At 70.9% G+C, this 14,936-nt stretch carries 13 protein-coding genes; 5 read left to right on the top strand and 8 right to left on the bottom strand.

Annotated features, from left to right (window positions below):
- Positions 1-338: 338 nt before the first annotated feature.
- Positions 339-2,726, bottom strand: a complete 2,388-nt coding sequence (locus tag ACK4UM_RS13620; protein WP_409799954.1) for an ATP-dependent helicase — start codon at positions 2,724-2,726, stop codon at positions 339-341.
- Positions 2,727-2,947: 221 nt separating this feature from the next.
- Between ACK4UM_RS13620 and ACK4UM_RS13615 the strand changes: the two genes are divergently transcribed.
- Genes ACK4UM_RS13615 through ACK4UM_RS13605 form a run of 3 tightly spaced genes read left to right on the top strand, consistent with a single transcriptional unit; the run spans position 2,948 to position 4,227 of the window.
- Positions 2,948-3,559, top strand: coding sequence for a LysE family translocator (locus ACK4UM_RS13615; protein ID WP_409799952.1), 612 nt, complete (start codon positions 2,948-2,950; stop codon positions 3,557-3,559).
- 19 nt (positions 3,560-3,578) lie between these two features.
- Positions 3,579-3,905: a type II toxin-antitoxin system RelE/ParE family toxin gene (locus ACK4UM_RS13610; RefSeq protein WP_409799949.1), complete on the top strand. Its 327-nt coding sequence runs from the start codon at positions 3,579-3,581 to the stop codon at positions 3,903-3,905.
- 34 nt (positions 3,906-3,939) lie between these two features.
- A complete protein-coding gene (locus ACK4UM_RS13605; RefSeq protein ID WP_409799968.1) occupies positions 3,940-4,227 on the top strand; it encodes a HigA family addiction module antitoxin in 288 nt (95 codons plus the stop codon).
- A 241-nt stretch (positions 4,228-4,468) separates the two neighbouring features.
- Here ACK4UM_RS13605 and ACK4UM_RS13600 read toward each other — a convergent pair whose 3' ends face one another.
- The 7 genes from ACK4UM_RS13600 to ACK4UM_RS13570 form a co-directional block, all read right to left on the bottom strand.
- A complete protein-coding gene (locus ACK4UM_RS13600; protein ID WP_409799946.1) occupies positions 4,469-5,263 on the bottom strand; it encodes an MBL fold metallo-hydrolase in 795 nt (264 codons plus the stop codon).
- Positions 5,260-6,069 (bottom strand): TatD family hydrolase, encoded by an 810-nt coding sequence (locus tag ACK4UM_RS13595; protein ID WP_409799965.1) that lies wholly within the window; start codon positions 6,067-6,069, stop codon positions 5,260-5,262. Before ACK4UM_RS13595 ends, ACK4UM_RS13600 begins: the two co-directional genes overlap by 4 nt.
- Positions 6,070-6,083: 14 nt before the next feature.
- Entirely contained in the window at positions 6,084-7,637 is a 1,554-nt protein-coding gene (metG, locus tag ACK4UM_RS13590; protein WP_409799943.1) for a methionine--tRNA ligase, read from the bottom strand.
- Between the two features lie 39 nt (positions 7,638-7,676).
- Positions 7,677-8,747: a DNA polymerase III subunit delta' gene (locus ACK4UM_RS13585; protein WP_409799940.1), complete on the bottom strand. Its 1,071-nt coding sequence runs from the start codon at positions 8,745-8,747 to the stop codon at positions 7,677-7,679.
- A complete protein-coding gene (gene tmk, locus ACK4UM_RS13580) occupies positions 8,737-9,426 on the bottom strand; it encodes a dTMP kinase (protein ID WP_409799937.1) in 690 nt (229 codons plus the stop codon). The genes ACK4UM_RS13585 and tmk overlap by 11 nt, the downstream gene beginning before the upstream one ends.
- 40 nt (positions 9,427-9,466) lie before the next feature.
- A complete protein-coding gene (locus ACK4UM_RS13575; RefSeq protein WP_409799934.1) occupies positions 9,467-10,672 on the bottom strand; it encodes a D-alanyl-D-alanine carboxypeptidase family protein in 1,206 nt (401 codons plus the stop codon).
- Between the two features lie 80 nt (positions 10,673-10,752).
- Positions 10,753-11,895 (bottom strand): septal ring lytic transglycosylase RlpA family protein, encoded by a 1,143-nt coding sequence (locus tag ACK4UM_RS13570; protein WP_409799931.1) that lies wholly within the window; start codon positions 11,893-11,895, stop codon positions 10,753-10,755.
- 528 nt (positions 11,896-12,423) lie between these two features.
- On the opposite strand from ACK4UM_RS13570, the gene ACK4UM_RS13565 reads away from it, so the two are divergent.
- Entirely contained in the window at positions 12,424-13,530 is a 1,107-nt protein-coding gene (locus tag ACK4UM_RS13565) for an NAD-dependent epimerase/dehydratase family protein (RefSeq protein ID WP_409799929.1), read from the top strand.
- Positions 13,527-14,642 (top strand): NAD-dependent epimerase/dehydratase family protein, encoded by a 1,116-nt coding sequence (locus ACK4UM_RS13560; protein ID WP_409799926.1) that lies wholly within the window; start codon positions 13,527-13,529, stop codon positions 14,640-14,642. The genes ACK4UM_RS13565 and ACK4UM_RS13560 overlap by 4 nt, the downstream gene beginning before the upstream one ends.
- The last annotated feature ends 294 nt before the right edge of the window (positions 14,643-14,936 follow it).

Here is a 14,936-nt window from a genome sequence, read left to right as displayed (position 1 = left end):
GGGAGGGATTCTCGCGCCGATCCCTTCCCGTAGGGGAGGGTGGACGCTGGAGCGCAGCGACAGCGGCCGGGTGGGGCCCGGGTGGGCGGGAATCCTCCGAGCCTCGGGCCCCACCCGACCTCGTTCGCTTACGCTCCGAGGCCGCCCTCCCCTACGGGGAGGGATCCTCGCGCCACTCCCTCCCCGTAGGGGAGAGTGGACGCTGGAGCGCAGCGACAGCGGCCGGGGCGGCCCGGGTGGGCGGAAATCCTCCGAGCCTCGGGCGCCACCCGACCTCGTTCGCTTACGCTCCGAGGCCACCCTCCCCTACGGGGAGGGATCGCGCAGGGGAGGGGGGCTCACGTCTTCTCGACGAAGCTGTCGAGCACCATCTTGCGCCCTGCCTTGTCGAAATCGACCGTCAGCTTGTTGCCGTCGACCGCCGCGACCGTGCCCGGGCCGAACTTGATGTGGAAGACGCGCGTGCCGACCGAATAGGCCGAAGCCGGCCCGCTCGATTTCGCGACGAGCTCGCCTTCGATCACGAGCGGCCCCCGGCGCGGCTCGGAGAAGCCGCCGCGGCCGCGCGGGCTCTCGGCTTGGGCGCGCATGTTGGCCTGGGCCCGTTGCCAGCCGGGCGTCGCGTAGGTCGAGCCGAAGGGCGCGATCCGGTCGAAGCGGGAGGCGCCCTGGCCGCCATAGCCGGCCGAGGCGGAATATTGCGCGGGCGCCTCCACCACCTCGACCGAGCCCTCCGGCAATTCGTCGACGAAGCGGGAAGGGGCGGTCGCGTTCCACATCCCGTGGATGCGGCGGTTGGCGGCGAAATAGATCTTCGCGCGCCGCCGCGCCCGGGTGATCCCGACATGGGCGAGGCGGCGTTCCTCCTCCAATCCCGCCTGGCCGCTCTCGTCGAGCGCGCGCTGGGAGGGGAACAGGCCCTCCTCCCAGCCGGGCAGGAACACGGTCTCGAATTCGAGCCCCTTGGCGGCGTGCAGCGTCATCAGCGAGACCTTGTCCTCGCCCTCGCCTTCGTTGGCGTCCATCACCAGCGAGACGTGCTCGAGGAAGGCGGCGAGGTCGGGGAAGTCCTCCATGGAGCGCACGAGCTCCTTGAGGTTCTCGAGCCGCCCCTGCGCATCCGCCGACTTGTCGCGCTGCCACATCTCCGTGTAGCCGGATTCCTCGAGCACCACGCGCGCGAGCTCGGAATGCGGCAGCCGCTCGGATTCCTGCGCCCAGCGGGCGACGGACCCGACGAAATCGCGAAGCGCGCCCCGCGCCTTGGGCTTGAGCTCGTCCGTCTCGACGAGGAAGCGCGCCGCCTGGAGGAGGGGGACCTTGGCGGCGCGCGCGTGTCCGTGGAGCACCTGCAGCGTCGCGTCGCCCAGGCCGCGCTTGGGCGTGTTGACGATCCGCTCGAAGGCGAGATCGTCCGCCGGCTGGGCGACGATGCGCAGATAGGCGAGCGCGTCGCGGATCTCGGCGCGCTCGTAGAAGCGCGGGCCGCCGATCACGCGATAGGGGAGGCCGAGCTGCACGAAGCGATCCTCGATCTCGCGCATCTGCGCCGAGATGCGCACGAGGACCGCCATCTCGGACAGCGAATGGCCCTCGCGCTGGAGGCTCTCGATCTCCTCGCCGATGAGCCGCGCCTCCTCCTCCGAATCCCAGGCGCCGGTGAGCGTGACCTTCTCGCCCGGCTCGTCGTCCGTGCGCAGCGTCTTGCCGAGGCGGCCCTCGTTGTGGGCGATCAGGTGGGAGGCGGCGGCGAGGATATGGCCGGTCGAGCGGTAATTGCGCTCGAGCCGCACCACGGTCGCGCCGGGGAAATCGTGCTCGAAGCGCAGGATGTTGTCGACCTCCGCCCCGCGCCAGCCGTAGATCGACTGATCGTCGTCGCCGACGCAGGCGAGGTTTCGCCGGCCCTGCGCGAGAAGCCGGAGCCAGAGATATTGGGCGACGTTGGTATCCTGGTACTCGTCCACCAGCATGTAGCGGAACCGGTCCTGATAGCCCTGGAGCACGTCCGGATGCTCGCGGAAGAGGCGCAGGCACTCGAGCAGGAGATCGCCGAAATCGGCGGCGTTGAGCGTCTTCAAGCGCTCCTGATAGGCCGCGTAGAGCGCGATTCCCTTGCCGAAGGCGAAGGACGCCGCCTCGCCCTTCGGCACCTTGTCGGGATGCAGGCCCCGGTTCTTCCAATCGTCGATCACGCCCGCGAGCTGGCGGGCCGGCCAGCGCTTCTCGTCGATGTCCTCGGCCGCGATCACCTGCTTGAGGAGCCGCAGCTGGTCGTCCATGCCGAGAATGGTGAAATCCGGCTTGAGATCGACGAGTTCGGCGTGGCGGCGCAGGATCTTGGCCGAGATCGCGTGGAAGGTGCCGAGCCAGGGCATGCCCTCGGCGACGCCGCCGAGGAGGAGCGCCACGCGCTCCTTCATCTCGCGCGCGGCCTTGTTGGTGAAGGTGACCGCGAGGACCTGGGAGGGCCGCGCCTTGCCGGTCGCGATCAGATGGGCGATGCGCGTCGTCAGCACCCGCGTCTTGCCGGTGCCGGCGCCGGCGAGCACGAGGACGGGCCCGTCCGTCGTCTCCACGGCGCGCCGCTGCTCGGGATTGAGCCCCTCGAGATAGGGGCGTTGCGGCGCCACCGCCGCGCGCGCCCGCGCGGACAGCGAGGCCGAGGCGGACCCCGCGGACGGCTCGGGGCCAAGATGCCTCTGGAGATCCTCGTCGCGATTCATGGATCGGACCATGGAGCAAAACGGGAACGGCGTCGAGGCACTTTGTCGTGCGCGGGCGCCGGTCGGGGAAGGGGGCGGCGGGGATAAGGGTTTCGCATAAGATATATTATGGAACCAAGATCATCACTTTCGGGCGGCGCTATCGGGTCGTGCCCCGGCGCGCATCCGGCGAGGATCGGTGCCGTTGCCCGCCCTCGGAGCCTTGCCCTGTGAGCCTTGCCATGGATCTGCCGACCCTCCTCGCGCTCCTCGTCTTCCTCTTCCCGCTCGCCTACAGCCCCGGGCCCGGCAACGGCTTCTTCGCCGCGCTCGGCGCCCGCGGCGGGCTCGCCGCCGCCTGGCCGGCGCTCGCGGGCTACCATGTCGCGACCTTCGTCGTCACCGCCGCGATCGGGCTCGGCATCGGGCTTGCGATCGTCACCGATCCGGACGTCGCGCGCGTCATGCGCATCGCCGGCGCGCTCTATGTCGGCTGGCTCGGCCTCGGATTCTTGCGCGCGGCCGTAGCGTCCGATCGCAGCGCCGCCGGTCTCGGCCCGGCGACGGGTGCGCGCTTCCGCGACGGCGCCGTGATCCTCGTCCTCAACCCCAAGGCCTATCTGATCATCGGCCTCCTGTTCAGCCAGTTCCTCGAGCCCGGCGCCGACCAGATGGGCCGCGTGCTCGCGCTCACGCTCGTCTTCACCCTCAACAATCTCGTCGCCTTCGTCGCCTGGACGCTCGCCGGCATCGCGCTCGCGCGGATTTTGGCCCGCGGAGCGTCGGGGCGGAGTGTGGATGCGGTGTTCGGGGCTTGTCTCGTAGGGGTTTGCGGGTGGATGCTGATGGGGTGATGCGGGTGTAAAGCGTGGCTTGACGGGCGACGAACAATATTCTAATGATCTCGCCATGCGGATACGCAACGTCCTGCACAAAGGCCTCCGGCGTCTGATCGAGGATGATGATGCGAGTGGGGTTCAGCCCGCCGTGGCCGACAAGCTTCGACGGATGCTCTCGTTCTTGCAGGACATGGAACACGAAGACGAGCTGCGGTCCGTACCGAGCTGGAAAGCCCACAAACTGTCCGGTGACCGCAAGGGGGAATGGAGCCTGTTCGTGACGAGGAACTGGCGCCTGACGTTTCGCATCGATCAAGAGGAGATCGAGATAATCGATCTCGATTATGAGGACTATCATTGAGGAGGCGCTCGTGAACGTCACGGCCGGCATCCGGATGAAGAGCCCCGCGCACCCGGGCGGGTTCATCCGACACGAGATCATCGAGCCGCTCGATCTGTCCGTCACGGATGCGGCGAGCGTGCTCGGCGTCACCCGCCCTGCCCTGTCCGCGCTCCTCAACGAGCGTGCCGCGCTCTCGCCCGAGATGGCACTTCGCATCGAGAAGGCGTTCGGGGTGTCCATGGACACCTTGATGCGCATGCAGAACAGCTTCGATATCGCTCAAGCGCGTCGGCGCTACGGGGACATCGAGGTGGAGCGCTATGTCGGAACCGTCGGCTGAGATGTGGAGACCGCCGTTCCCCGTGTCATCCCCGGCCGGAGCACGCGGAGCGTGCGCAGGGGAAGTGGACCCGGCACCAAGACGTGTGCGGAGCACACGATCGTACCGCCGACCAGGCGGCTAGACGCCGCCGCAAGCGCTTGCTCCGCAAGTATCTTATCGGCGCTGGGTCCCCTTTGCCTCCGCCGCTTCGCGGCTCCGGCCGGGGATGACACCCCTGGAGCCGCTCCCCCTCACCCCCTCACAACCCGAGCCGCATCCCGTCATAAGCCGGCTCCACCCCCTCGGGCAGCCGCGCGGCGAGCGCGTTGTAGTCGAGATCGGTGTGGAGATTGGTGAGCACCGCGCGTTTCGGGCGCACCCGTTCGATGAGCGCGAGCGCGTCCGAGACGCTGAAATGGCTCGGATGGGGCGTGTCGCGCAAAGCGTCGATCACCAGCACGTCGAGCCCGCCGAGCGCGGCTTCCGCCTCGGGCGACATCGCGCTGACATCGGGCATGTAGGCGAAATCGCCGAAACGGAAGCCGAGCGCGTCCTGCCCGCCATGCGCGACCCGGATCGGCCAGGCCTCGAGCCGCCCGCCGGCGCCCTCGACCGCGACGGGTTCGGGATCGTGGATGCGGCGCTCTTCCAGGATCGGCGGGTAGTCGGAGCCGGGCGGCGTGACGAAGCAATAGGAGAAGCGCGCGTTCAGCGAGGCGGAGGTCGCGGCGTCGCAATAGATCGGGATGCGCCGGCGCATATGGATCACGAGCGGGCGCAGGTCGTCGATGCCGTGGGTGTGGTCGGCGTGATCGTGCGTGTAAAGAACGGCGTCCAGGTGCTTGATGTCGTTGTCGATCAGCTGGAGGCGCAGGTCCGGCGAGGTGTCGACGAGGACGCTCGTGGTCCCGTTCGCGCCGTGGGCCGCGACATGGATCGAGCAGCGGCGGCGCCCGTTCTTCGGCTCGGCCGGATCGCACTTGCCCCAGCCCGAGCCGGGGCGGGGAACGCCGCCCGAGGAGCCGCAGCCGAGGATCGTCGCGACCACCCTCACGCCGCCCCCTCCCCCGCCAAGACCCCGTCGAGCGCCGCCGCCTTGGCTAAGAGCCGGTAGAAATTCGCGGTCGTCGCGCGCGCCAGCGCGTCCGGCGTCAGGCCGAGCGTCTGCGCGAGGCTCGCCGCCGTCATCGCGACGTAAGCCGGCTCGTTCGGCTTGCCGCGCTTGGGCTGCGGCGCGAGATAGGGCGCGTCGGTCTCGACCAGGATGCGCTCGAGCGGCACGGAGCGTGCGATCGCGCGCAGCTCCTCCGATCGGTTGAAGGTGACGATGCCCGAGAAGGACACGTACAGCCCGAGCTCCACGCCGACCCGCGCGAGTTCGGCGCCCGACGAGAAGCAATGCAGCACCGCCGAGAAGCGCCCGCGCGCCATCTCCTCGGAGAGGATCGCGATCATCTCCGCGTCCGCCTCGCGCGCGTGGATCACGAGCGGCAGGCCGCTCTCGCGCGCGGCGGCGATGTGCGTGCGGAAGACGTGGGCCTGCACGTCACGCGGGCTCTTGTCGTAATGGAAATCGAGCCCCGCCTCGCCGATCGCGATGCAGCGCGGGTGGCGCGCGAGCGCGACGAGCGTCTCGACCCGGGTATCCGGCTCCTCGCCGGCGTAATGCGGGTGCGTGCCGATCGTGGAGAACACCCGGGCATCGCGCTCGGCCAAAGCCTCGTAGATGCGCGCGCGCGCGACATGGGTCGAGATCGTCACGACGCGCCCGACCCCCGCCGCCTCGGCGCGCGCGAGCACGCCGTCGAGATCCGCGGCGAGGTCCGGATAATCGAGGTGGCAATGGCTGTCGACGAGCACCGCGCCCCGCTCCCTCACGCGCCCGCGTCCGGCTCGACCCAGCGGGGGAAGATCGGGGCGGGCGAAGGCAGCGCCGTGCCGGGGGCGAGCCGGCCCACCTCCCCCACATCCGCCAGCATCCGGCGCTCGGCCGGCACGGCGATGAGATCGAGGAGCTTGCCCGCGGCCTCCGGGATCACGGGCTGCGTCGCGATGCCGACCGCGCGCAGGACCTCGATCGTGACGTAGAGGACCGTCTCCATGCGCGCGGGATCGGTCTTCTTGAGCGCCCAGGGCTGCTCGCTCGCGAAATAGCGGTTGGCGTCGCCGACGACCGCCCAGATGTCGGAGAGGAGCGTGTGGAGCGCGAAATTGCGCATCGCCGCGCGGCCCTTCTCCGGCAGCGCGTCGGCGGCGGCGAGGATCGCGCGATCGGCCTCCGTGAGGGCCCCGCAGGCGGGAACCGCACCGTCGCAATTCTTGGCGATCATCGACAGCGAGCGCTGCGCGAGATTTCCGAGATCGTTGGCGAGATCCGCATTGATGCGGTTGACGATCGCCTCGTGGGAATAATTGCCGTCCTGGCCGAAGGGCACCTCGCGCAGGAAGAAATAGCGGATCTGGTCGACGCCGTAGGCGTCGGCGAGCGAGAACGGATCGACCACGTTGCCGACCGATTTCGACATCTTCTCCCCGCGATTGAGGAGGAATCCGTGCCCGAAGACGCGCTTGGGCAGAGGCACGCCCGCCGACATCAGGAAGGCCGGCCAATAGACCGCGTGAAAGCGCACGATGTCCTTGCCGATGATGTGCACGTCGGCGGGCCAGAAGCGCGCGCGGGGGTGATCCGCGTCCGGATAGCCCGTGCCGGTGAGATAGTTCGTCAGCGCGTCGACCCAGACGTACATCACGTGCTTCGGATCGCCCGGCACAGGCACGCCCCAATCGAAGGTCGTGCGCGAGACGGAGAGGTCCTGCAGCCCGCGCTTGACGAAGGCGACGACCTCGTTGCGGCGGCTGTCGGGGCCGATGAAGTCCGGGTTCGCCTCGTAATGGGCGAGGAGCTTCTCCTGATAGGCCGAGAGGCGGAAGAAATAGCTCTCCTCCTCCACCCATTCGACCGGCGAGCCGGTCGGCGCCGTGCGGCGGCCGTCGGGGTGGAGCGTCAGCTCGCTCTCGTCGAAATAGGCCTCGTCGCGCACCGAGTACCAGCCCGAATAGCGCGAGAGATAGATGTCCCCGCGGGCCTCCATGCGCTTCCAAAGCTCGCTCACGGCGGCGTAATGGTCCGCATCCGTCGTGCGGATGAAGCGGTCGAAGGAGCAGCCGAGCCGCTCGCCCATCGCCTGGAACTTCGGCGCCATCGCGTCGACGAAGGCGCGCGCGCTCTGGCCGTCGCGGCGCGCGGTCTGCTGGATCTTCAGGCCGTGCTCGTCGGTGCCCGTCATGAAGAAGACGTCGTGCCCCTCGATGCGCTTGAAGCGCGCGATCGCGTCCGCGGCGACCACCTCGTAGGCGTGGCCGATATGCGGCGCTCCGTTGGGATAGGAGATCGCGGTCGTGATGTAGAAGGGCGTCTTCTCGGGCATGCGCTCGGTTCCCGGCGCCGGGAGCGGCGCTCGCTCACGTTATGTCGTCCCGCGCATCGCCGCGGCAAGGTCTCCGAACAGCTCGAGGACGAGCGGGCGTCGATCGAGATTGTACACGTCGGCCTCGGCGGCGGCGCGGGCGGACTTCTCACACACCTCGACGAGCGGCGCAAGGCGCGCGGCCCCCTCCCCCGCCCGTGCGGCGATGCTGGCGGACGCCCAGCGCTCCACCGTCTCGAGCGCGAGCGCGAGATCCTCGTCGGCGCCTTTGCGCGAGACGCGCTCGGCGAGGGCCATCACGCCGCGCCAATCGATCTCGGGCAGGCGCGCGAGGAGGCGCTCGGTGCGGGTCACCGTCTCGGCGCGGTCGGGATCGAGGAGCGCGATCGCGCGCCGCGCCGATCCCTCGGCCGCGCGCAGAGCGGTCGCGAGCGCGTCGTCGGGCGCCGTGCCGACGGGGTCGGGCAGCGAGCGGATCACCCGCGCGAGCGTCGGATCGTCGAGGGGGCGCAGGATCAGCTTGCGGCAACGCGAGCGGATCGTCGGCAGGACCTGTTGCGGGCGGTGCGCGAGGATGAGGAACAGCGAGCGCGGCGGCGGCTCCTCGACCATCTTGAGGAGCGCGTTGGCCGGCGCCGCGGTCAGATCGTCCGCGGAATCGACGATGCAGACGCGCCAGCCCCCGTCCGCGGCCGTGGAGCCGAAGAGCTGGAGCGCCTTGCGCACCTCGTCGACGGGGATCGTCGTCGAGGGACCCTTCTTCTCGGTGCCGGGCACGCGCCGCAGCACCGCGAGGCCGGGATGGGCTAGGCCGGCGACGAGGCGGGACGTGCGGCTCTCGGCCGGGACGTCGAGGCCCGCGGCCCCCTCCCCCCGGGTGGCGACGCCGCCGTGCTCCAGCAGGAAGCGAGCGATGCGATAGGCGAGCGTCGCCTTGCCGATGCCCTCCGGCCCGCCGATCAGCCAGGCATGGTGCAGCCGCCCCGCGCGATAGGCCTCGAGGAAGCCATGCTCCGCCTCCTCGTGACCGAAGAGGACGTGGCGCTCGCGCGGATGCGGCAGGCCGGGGAGGCGATCGGGCTCGAGCCCGGCATTCTTGTCAGCCGGCATGGAGGCTCTCGCGATCGGGACCACGCAAGGCCGGCCGCTCGACGGGGCCTCCGAGCCGCGCCTCGACGATCGCCGCCACGCGCTCGGCGACGGCGTCCGGCGCCCCGGACGCGTCGACGAGGACGCAGCGCTCGGGCTCCGCCGCGGCGATCCCGCGGAAGGCCTCGCGCAGGCGCTCGTGGAAGGCGCGGCCCTCCGCCTCGTAGCGATCGGCCTCCTCCCCCGCCCCCCGCCGCGCCGCCGCGCGCGCGAGCGCGGTCTCGACGGGGAGATCGAGGACGAGCGTCAGGTCCGGCCGGGTGTCGCCGATCGCCCAGCGCTCGAGCGCCTCGATCGCCGCGACCGGCACGGCGCCCGCGGCGCCCTGATAGGCGCGGGTCGAATCGGCGAAGCGGTCGCACAAGACGATCGCGCCGCGGGCGAGCGCGGGCCGGATGGTCTCGTCGAGATGGTCGCGCCGCGCGGCGGCGAAGAGGAGCGCCTCGGCGAAGGGGCCGAGCGCCTTGCCCTCCCCGCTCAGGATCGCGGCGCGCAAAGCCTCGGCGCGCGGCGAGCCGCCGGGCTCGCGGGTGGTGACGACCGCCTCGCCGCGCGCGCGCAGGCGCTCGGCGAGCCGCGCGATCTGCGTCGTCTTGCCGGCGCCCTCGCCGCCCTCGAACGTGATGAACCGTGCGGTCATCGCCCCCCGACGCGCCCCCGATCAGCCGCCTCGCCCGCTCTCATTCGCCCCAGATCGCCCGGCGCACGCCGCCGGAGACGAGCTCCCAGGCGCCGTCCATGGCGCGACGGGTCAGCGGTCCCTGCGGCACGCTCGCGCCGGTCTCGAGCGGCGCTTCGAGCACCACCGTGTCGCCGCGGGTGACGCGCAGGAAGCCGACCGGCGTCCCCGCCTCGACCGGCGGGCGCAGCGGCCCCTCGTAGACGATCCGCGCGGAGAGCCGCTCGTTCGTCCCGCGCGGGAACAGCACCTCGACGGGGCGGCCGCTCACGAGCGGCACGTGCGCGCTCTCGCCGCCGAACACCTGCGCGCGGCCGATCTCCTCCCCCGGCTCGAACAGGCGGCGCCGCTCGAAGGCGCGAAAGCCCCATTCGACGAGGCGGCGCGATTCGGTCGCGCGCGCGGCCTCGCTCGGCAGGCCGTTGACGACGACGATCAGGCGCTGGTCGTTCTGCACCGCCGAGCCGACGAGCCCGTGGCCGGATTCCGTCACGAAGCCCGTCTTGCCGCCCTCCGCGCCGATATTCATGCCGAGCAGCGGGAAGCGGTTGCGCTGGCGGATGCCGTTCCAGGTGAATTCCTCCTCGCCGAAGATCGCCCAGATCTCCGGCGCCTCCTCGATCAGGTGGCGGGCGAGCAGCGCGAGCTCGCGCGCGGTCGTCACCTGCTCGGGATCGTGGAAGCCGGTGGCGTTGCGGAATTCGGAGACGCGCATCCCGATCGAGCGGCCGTAATTCGTCATCATCCGCGCGAAAGCCTGCTCGCTGCCGGCGATGCCCTCCGCGGCGGCGATCGCCGCGTCGTTGCCCGAATGCACGATGATTCCCCGCAGGAGATCGGGAAGCGCGATGCGGCTGCCGATCTCGGCGAACATGGTCGACCCGCGCGAGGGCGCCCCGCCGCGCCGCCAGGCGTCCTCGGAGACCGTGAATTCCGTGGTCTCGGAAAGCCGCCCCTTGCGCATCTCGTCGACGATCACGGCGACCGTCATCACCTTCGTCATCGAGGCCGGCACCATCGGCTCGTCGATGTTCTTGGCGTACAGGATCGCGCCCGTCACCTCGTCCATCAGGAGCGCCTGTTGGGCGGCGGTCTGGAAATCCTGGGCGGAGGCGCTCGCGCCGAAGGCGGCGAACGTCGCGGCGGCCGCGAGCGTCAGGCAGGTCGTGCGCAGCGTCTCGCGTACGCCGTGAAGAAAATCGGACAAGGCAAGGCTCCCTCGCGCAATCGCAGGGGCACTCTGTGCGCCCGCGCGGCGAAAATCAACGCGTGAGAGGCCGTTTGGTATCAGCGCGGCGCGCGCAGCGACTGGTTCGGCTGGACGAGCACCTCCCCGAACGCCTCGCGCTGCGCGAAGCCGGCGGCGGGCTGATCGGGGCTCGCGAAGAAGATGCCGACGAGCTGGGCGGAGGCGTTCGCGCTCACGGGCAGCGCGCCGCGCAGGACGGGCGCCGCGACCTGCTCGGAGACGATCGGCTGCGGCGCGAAGCTCGCCGCGCGGACGGGCGTCGACGGAGCGGCCGTGGGCGCGCTGCGCAAGGAGGCCTGCGTGACGACGAGCGTCTCGAGGTTCGGACGGACCGGCGGCAGCGGCGCGGCCGTCGCGGCGGGAACGACGGCGGGCGCGGCCGCAGGAGCGGCGACCGGTGCGACGGCGGGCGCCGGAGCGAGCTCGGCCGCTTGAACGGCCTGCGGCGCTTCCACAGTCTGCGGCGCCTGAGCGCGCGTCGGTGCGGGCAGCGCGGCGGAGGCGAAGGTGAGCGACGGCGCCACCGGGCGGTCGGCGGCGGCGATCTGGATGGAGGTGGCGCCATCGACCGGCATGTCCGCCGGACGGCCGTCCGTGCGCAGGGTCGCCATCAGGATCCGGTCGTCGGAGCCGTGGATGGAGGCCGGGCCGACGTAATCGACCCGCACCCGGGCGGTGCCCGCGTCGCGGAAGCGCAGCGTGTCGGCGACGTTGCGCGACACGTCGATGATCCGGTTGCCGTGGAAGGGGCCGCGATCGTTGACGCGCACGATCACCGAATGCCCGTTCTGGAGGTTCGTGACGCGCGCATAGCTCGGCAGCGGCATGGTCGGGTGCGCGGCGGTCATCGCGAAGCGGTCGAACGTCTCGCCGTTGGCGGTCGAGCGGCCGTGGAAATCGCGGCCGTACCAGGAGGCGAGGCCCTCGCGGGAATAGTTCGGATCGTGCTGGGGAACGAAGGTGCGCCCGCCGACCGAATAGGGGCGACCGATATGCGCGCGACCGCCGGTGATCGGGGAGCGCGCGTTCGACGCCCGGCTCGGCGCCGCCGCCGGTTCGACCTTGGCGACTTCCGTCTCGATCTTCGCGGTGGACGTGCCGCACGCGGAGAGCAGGAGCGCGAGGGCGCCGATCGAGCCCGCGCGGACGAAGAGCCCGCCAACCCAGCCGTCTTGCATCATGTTCGCCCCGTTCCGACGCCGCCGTTGATCGGCGACCTAAGCATTCGCCTCACGGCTGCCTGTGTGGATCGCTCGCGAGAGCGGGCCTTTCGGCGGCCGGGAAGGTCGGGGCGGACTATGCCCGAATTGGGGCAGACGTGACAAGCTTTCGGCGAAAACCGTTCGAAACTCGGAAATCCCCCTTTTCGATCCCTTTATGATCCTGCCTCGTTCACACGGTAGGGTTAATGAAAGTCACCACATGTCGCTTTTCCGCCACACCAGCGCCGGCCGATGGCCCGCTTCGCGAATCGCGACGGCCCCCGTGAGGCGGTCGGGCGGCCCGGACAAGGCTCCTATTCGCGAGCCGGCCCTCCCGGCCCGCCCCGCCGTCTAGGAACGATCGCCCGGAACGGGAGGAGTGTTTTCGCGTTCGGCCAAGGAACGAAAGCGGACAGCGCACGTTCGGCGGGCAAGGATCTTCTTCAACGTCTCCGATCCTCCCCCGTCCATCGGCGCCGCGGCGCCTCGCCGGAAGCACGCGAACGAATGACACGGAAGACCTATCTCGTCACGGGCGGCCTCGGCTTCATCGGCCGGGCCGTCGTCGCGGAACTGAGCGCGGCCGGACATGCGGTGCGCGTCGTCGACAGCCTCGTCGAGCAGGTCCACGGCGACGCCCGCCCCACCCTCTCGGACGACGTCGAGGTGATCGAGGCCGATCTGCGCGATGCGCAGGCCGTGCGCGCGGCCCTTGCCGGCGTCGACGGCGTCTTCCACCTCGCGGCCGAGGTCGGCGTCGGGCAGAGCATGTACGAGATCGCCCGCTATGTCGGCGGCAACGATCTCGCGACCGCCGTCCTGCTCGAAGCCCTGATCGAGCAGCCCGTCGGGCGCGTCGTCGTCGCCTCCTCGATGAGCGTCTACGGCGAGGGCCGCTACCGCACGAGCGAGGGCGCGATCGTCGACGACGCGCGCCGCGACGCGGCGGCGGTCAAGGCGGGGCGTTACGATCCGATGCGCGGCAATGCCCGGCTCGAACCCGTCGCGACCGACGAGACGAAGCCCGTCGACCTCGCCTCGATCTACGCGCTGACCAAGTTCCAGCAGGAGCGCGCGGTGATGATAGCCTGCCCCGCCTACGGCATCGAAGCGGTGGCGCTGCGGCTCTTCAACGTGTTCGGCCCCGGACAGGCGCTGTCGAACCCGTATACGGGCGTCCTCGCCAATTTCGCCTCGCGCTATCTGGCCGGCGAGGCGCCGACGATCTTCGAGGACGGCGAGCAGAAGCGCGATTTCGTCCATGTCGGCGACGTCGCCCGCGCCTTCCGCCTCGCGATGGAGGCGCCCGAGGCGAACGGCGAGGTGATCAATATCGGCTCGGGCCGCGCCTACACGGTCAACGACGTCGCGCGCCTCCTCGGCGAGGCGATGGGTGCCGAGGTCGCGCCGGAGATCCTCGGTCGCGCGCGGACGGGCGACATCCGCCATTGCTTCGCCGATATCGGCAAGGCACGCGAAATCCTCGGCTTTTCGCCGAGGACCACGCTCGAGGACGGCATTCCCGCGCTCGTCGAGTGGGTGCGCTCGCAGAAGGCGGAGGATCGCGGGGCGGAGATGCGCCGGCAGCTCGAGGCGCGGGGCCTCGTGACATGAGGGAGGGCCGCTTCGTCGTCATCGGCGGCGCCGGATTCGTCGGCGCCAATCTCGCCGAGAGCTGGCTGTCGGAAGGAGAGCGCGTCCTCGTGGTCGACACGCTCGCCCGCCCCGGCGTCGAGCGCAACCTCGCCTGGCTGCGCGAGCGCCACGGCGACCGCCTCGCCTTCGCCCCCGTCGACGTGCGCGATTCGGACGCGCTCGCGCCGCTCGTCGAGGGGGCGCGCGCGGTCGTCCACCTCGCCGCGCAGGTCGCGGTGACGACGAGCCTGTCGGATCCGATCGCCGATTTCGAGGTCAACGCGCGCGGCACGCTCGTCCTCCTGGAAGCGGTGCGCGCCGCCGACCCGCGCATCCCCGTCCTCTTCGCCTCGACAAACAAGGTCTACGGCGATCTCGCCGACATCGCGCTCGAGGAGACGGGCAACGGCGCCCGGCCGAAGGCTCGAGCCGTCCGCGAATACGGCATCGGCGAGGACCGCCCGCTCGATTTCCACACGCCCTACGGCTGCTCCAAGGGGGTCGCGGATCAATACGTCCTCGATTACGCGCGCAGCTACGGCCTGCGCACGGCCGTGATGCGGATGTCCTGCATCTACGGCCCGCGCCAATTCGGCACCGAGGACCAGGGCTGGGTCGCGCATTTCCTGATCAGCGCGCTGAAAGGCCGCCCGATCACGCTCTACGGCGACGGGCGGCAGGTCCGCGACGTTCTGCATGTCGCCGACGCGGTCGCCGCCTACCGCGCCGCTCTGTCGCGTATCGACGCGATCGCCGGCACCGCCTTCAATCTCGGCGGCGGCCCCGCGAACGCGGTCAGCCTGCGGGCGGTCATCGCCGAGATCGAGCGGCTCACCGGCGCGCGCATCGACATCGACGAGGCCGAGCCCCGCCCCGGCGACCAGCGCTGGTTCGTCGCCGACACCCGCCGCATCGCGCAGAGCCTCGGCTGGCGGGCGAAGATCGGCTGGCGCGAGGGGTTGGCGGATCTGCACGAATGGCTGCGCGGCCAGGATTTCGTCCGCGCCCACGACCTCCCCGCCGCGAGCCTCCTGCCCCTCGCCGGCGCGATCGGGTCGAGCCGCGAGACCGACGGGGGGATCGCGGGATGATTTGGCAGCACGCGCACCGAATCGCGACGGGCGACATGCCCCCGAGCGCGCCCCTTCTCCTTCCCCTGAGGGATTGCGCATTCCCTGGCGATCTCGACGTCCTCGAAGGCCGCTCTTGTCCTTCCCCCTTGGGGGAAGGTGGCCCGGCGGCGCAGCCGACGGGTCGGATGGGGGTCGTCGAGATGGCACCGACACGCCAGATCCTGCACGGGGGGGGGGGGCCCCCCCCCCGCCCCCCCCCCCCCCCCGCCCCCCCCGCCCGGGGGGGGGGGGCGGCGCGCGCGCGCGCCAAAA

This window comes from Salinarimonas sp., from assembly GCF_046292825.1.
Taxonomy (GTDB): Bacteria; Pseudomonadota; Alphaproteobacteria; order Rhizobiales; family Beijerinckiaceae; genus Salinarimonas.
This window is presented reverse-complemented; position numbering and strand designations above follow the sequence as displayed.

What these genes read in the sequence shown, in the direction of transcription:
- ACK4UM_RS13620 (WP_409799954.1), bottom strand. Translation starts at nt 2,726, where the DNA reads ATGAATCGCGACGAGGATCTCCAGAGGCATCTTGGCCCCGAGCCGTCC.
- ACK4UM_RS13585 (WP_409799940.1), bottom strand. Translation starts at nt 8,747, where the DNA reads ATGCCGGCTGACAAGAATGCCGGGCTCGAGCCCGATCGCCTCCCCGGC.
- ACK4UM_RS13615 (WP_409799952.1), top strand. Translation starts at nt 2,948, where the DNA reads ATGGATCTGCCGACCCTCCTCGCGCTCCTCGTCTTCCTCTTCCCGCTC.
- metG (WP_409799943.1), bottom strand. Translation starts at nt 7,637, where the DNA reads ATGCCCGAGAAGACGCCCTTCTACATCACGACCGCGATCTCCTATCCC.
- ACK4UM_RS13560 (WP_409799926.1), top strand. Translation starts at nt 13,527, where the DNA reads ATGAGGGAGGGCCGCTTCGTCGTCATCGGCGGCGCCGGATTCGTCGGC.
- ACK4UM_RS13565 (WP_409799929.1), top strand. Translation starts at nt 12,424, where the DNA reads ATGACACGGAAGACCTATCTCGTCACGGGCGGCCTCGGCTTCATCGGC.
- ACK4UM_RS13570 (WP_409799931.1), bottom strand. Translation starts at nt 11,895, where the DNA reads ATGATGCAAGACGGCTGGGTTGGCGGGCTCTTCGTCCGCGCGGGCTCG.
- tmk (WP_409799937.1), bottom strand. Translation starts at nt 9,426, where the DNA reads ATGACCGCACGGTTCATCACGTTCGAGGGCGGCGAGGGCGCCGGCAAG.
- ACK4UM_RS13605 (WP_409799968.1), top strand. Translation starts at nt 3,940, where the DNA reads ATGAAGAGCCCCGCGCACCCGGGCGGGTTCATCCGACACGAGATCATC.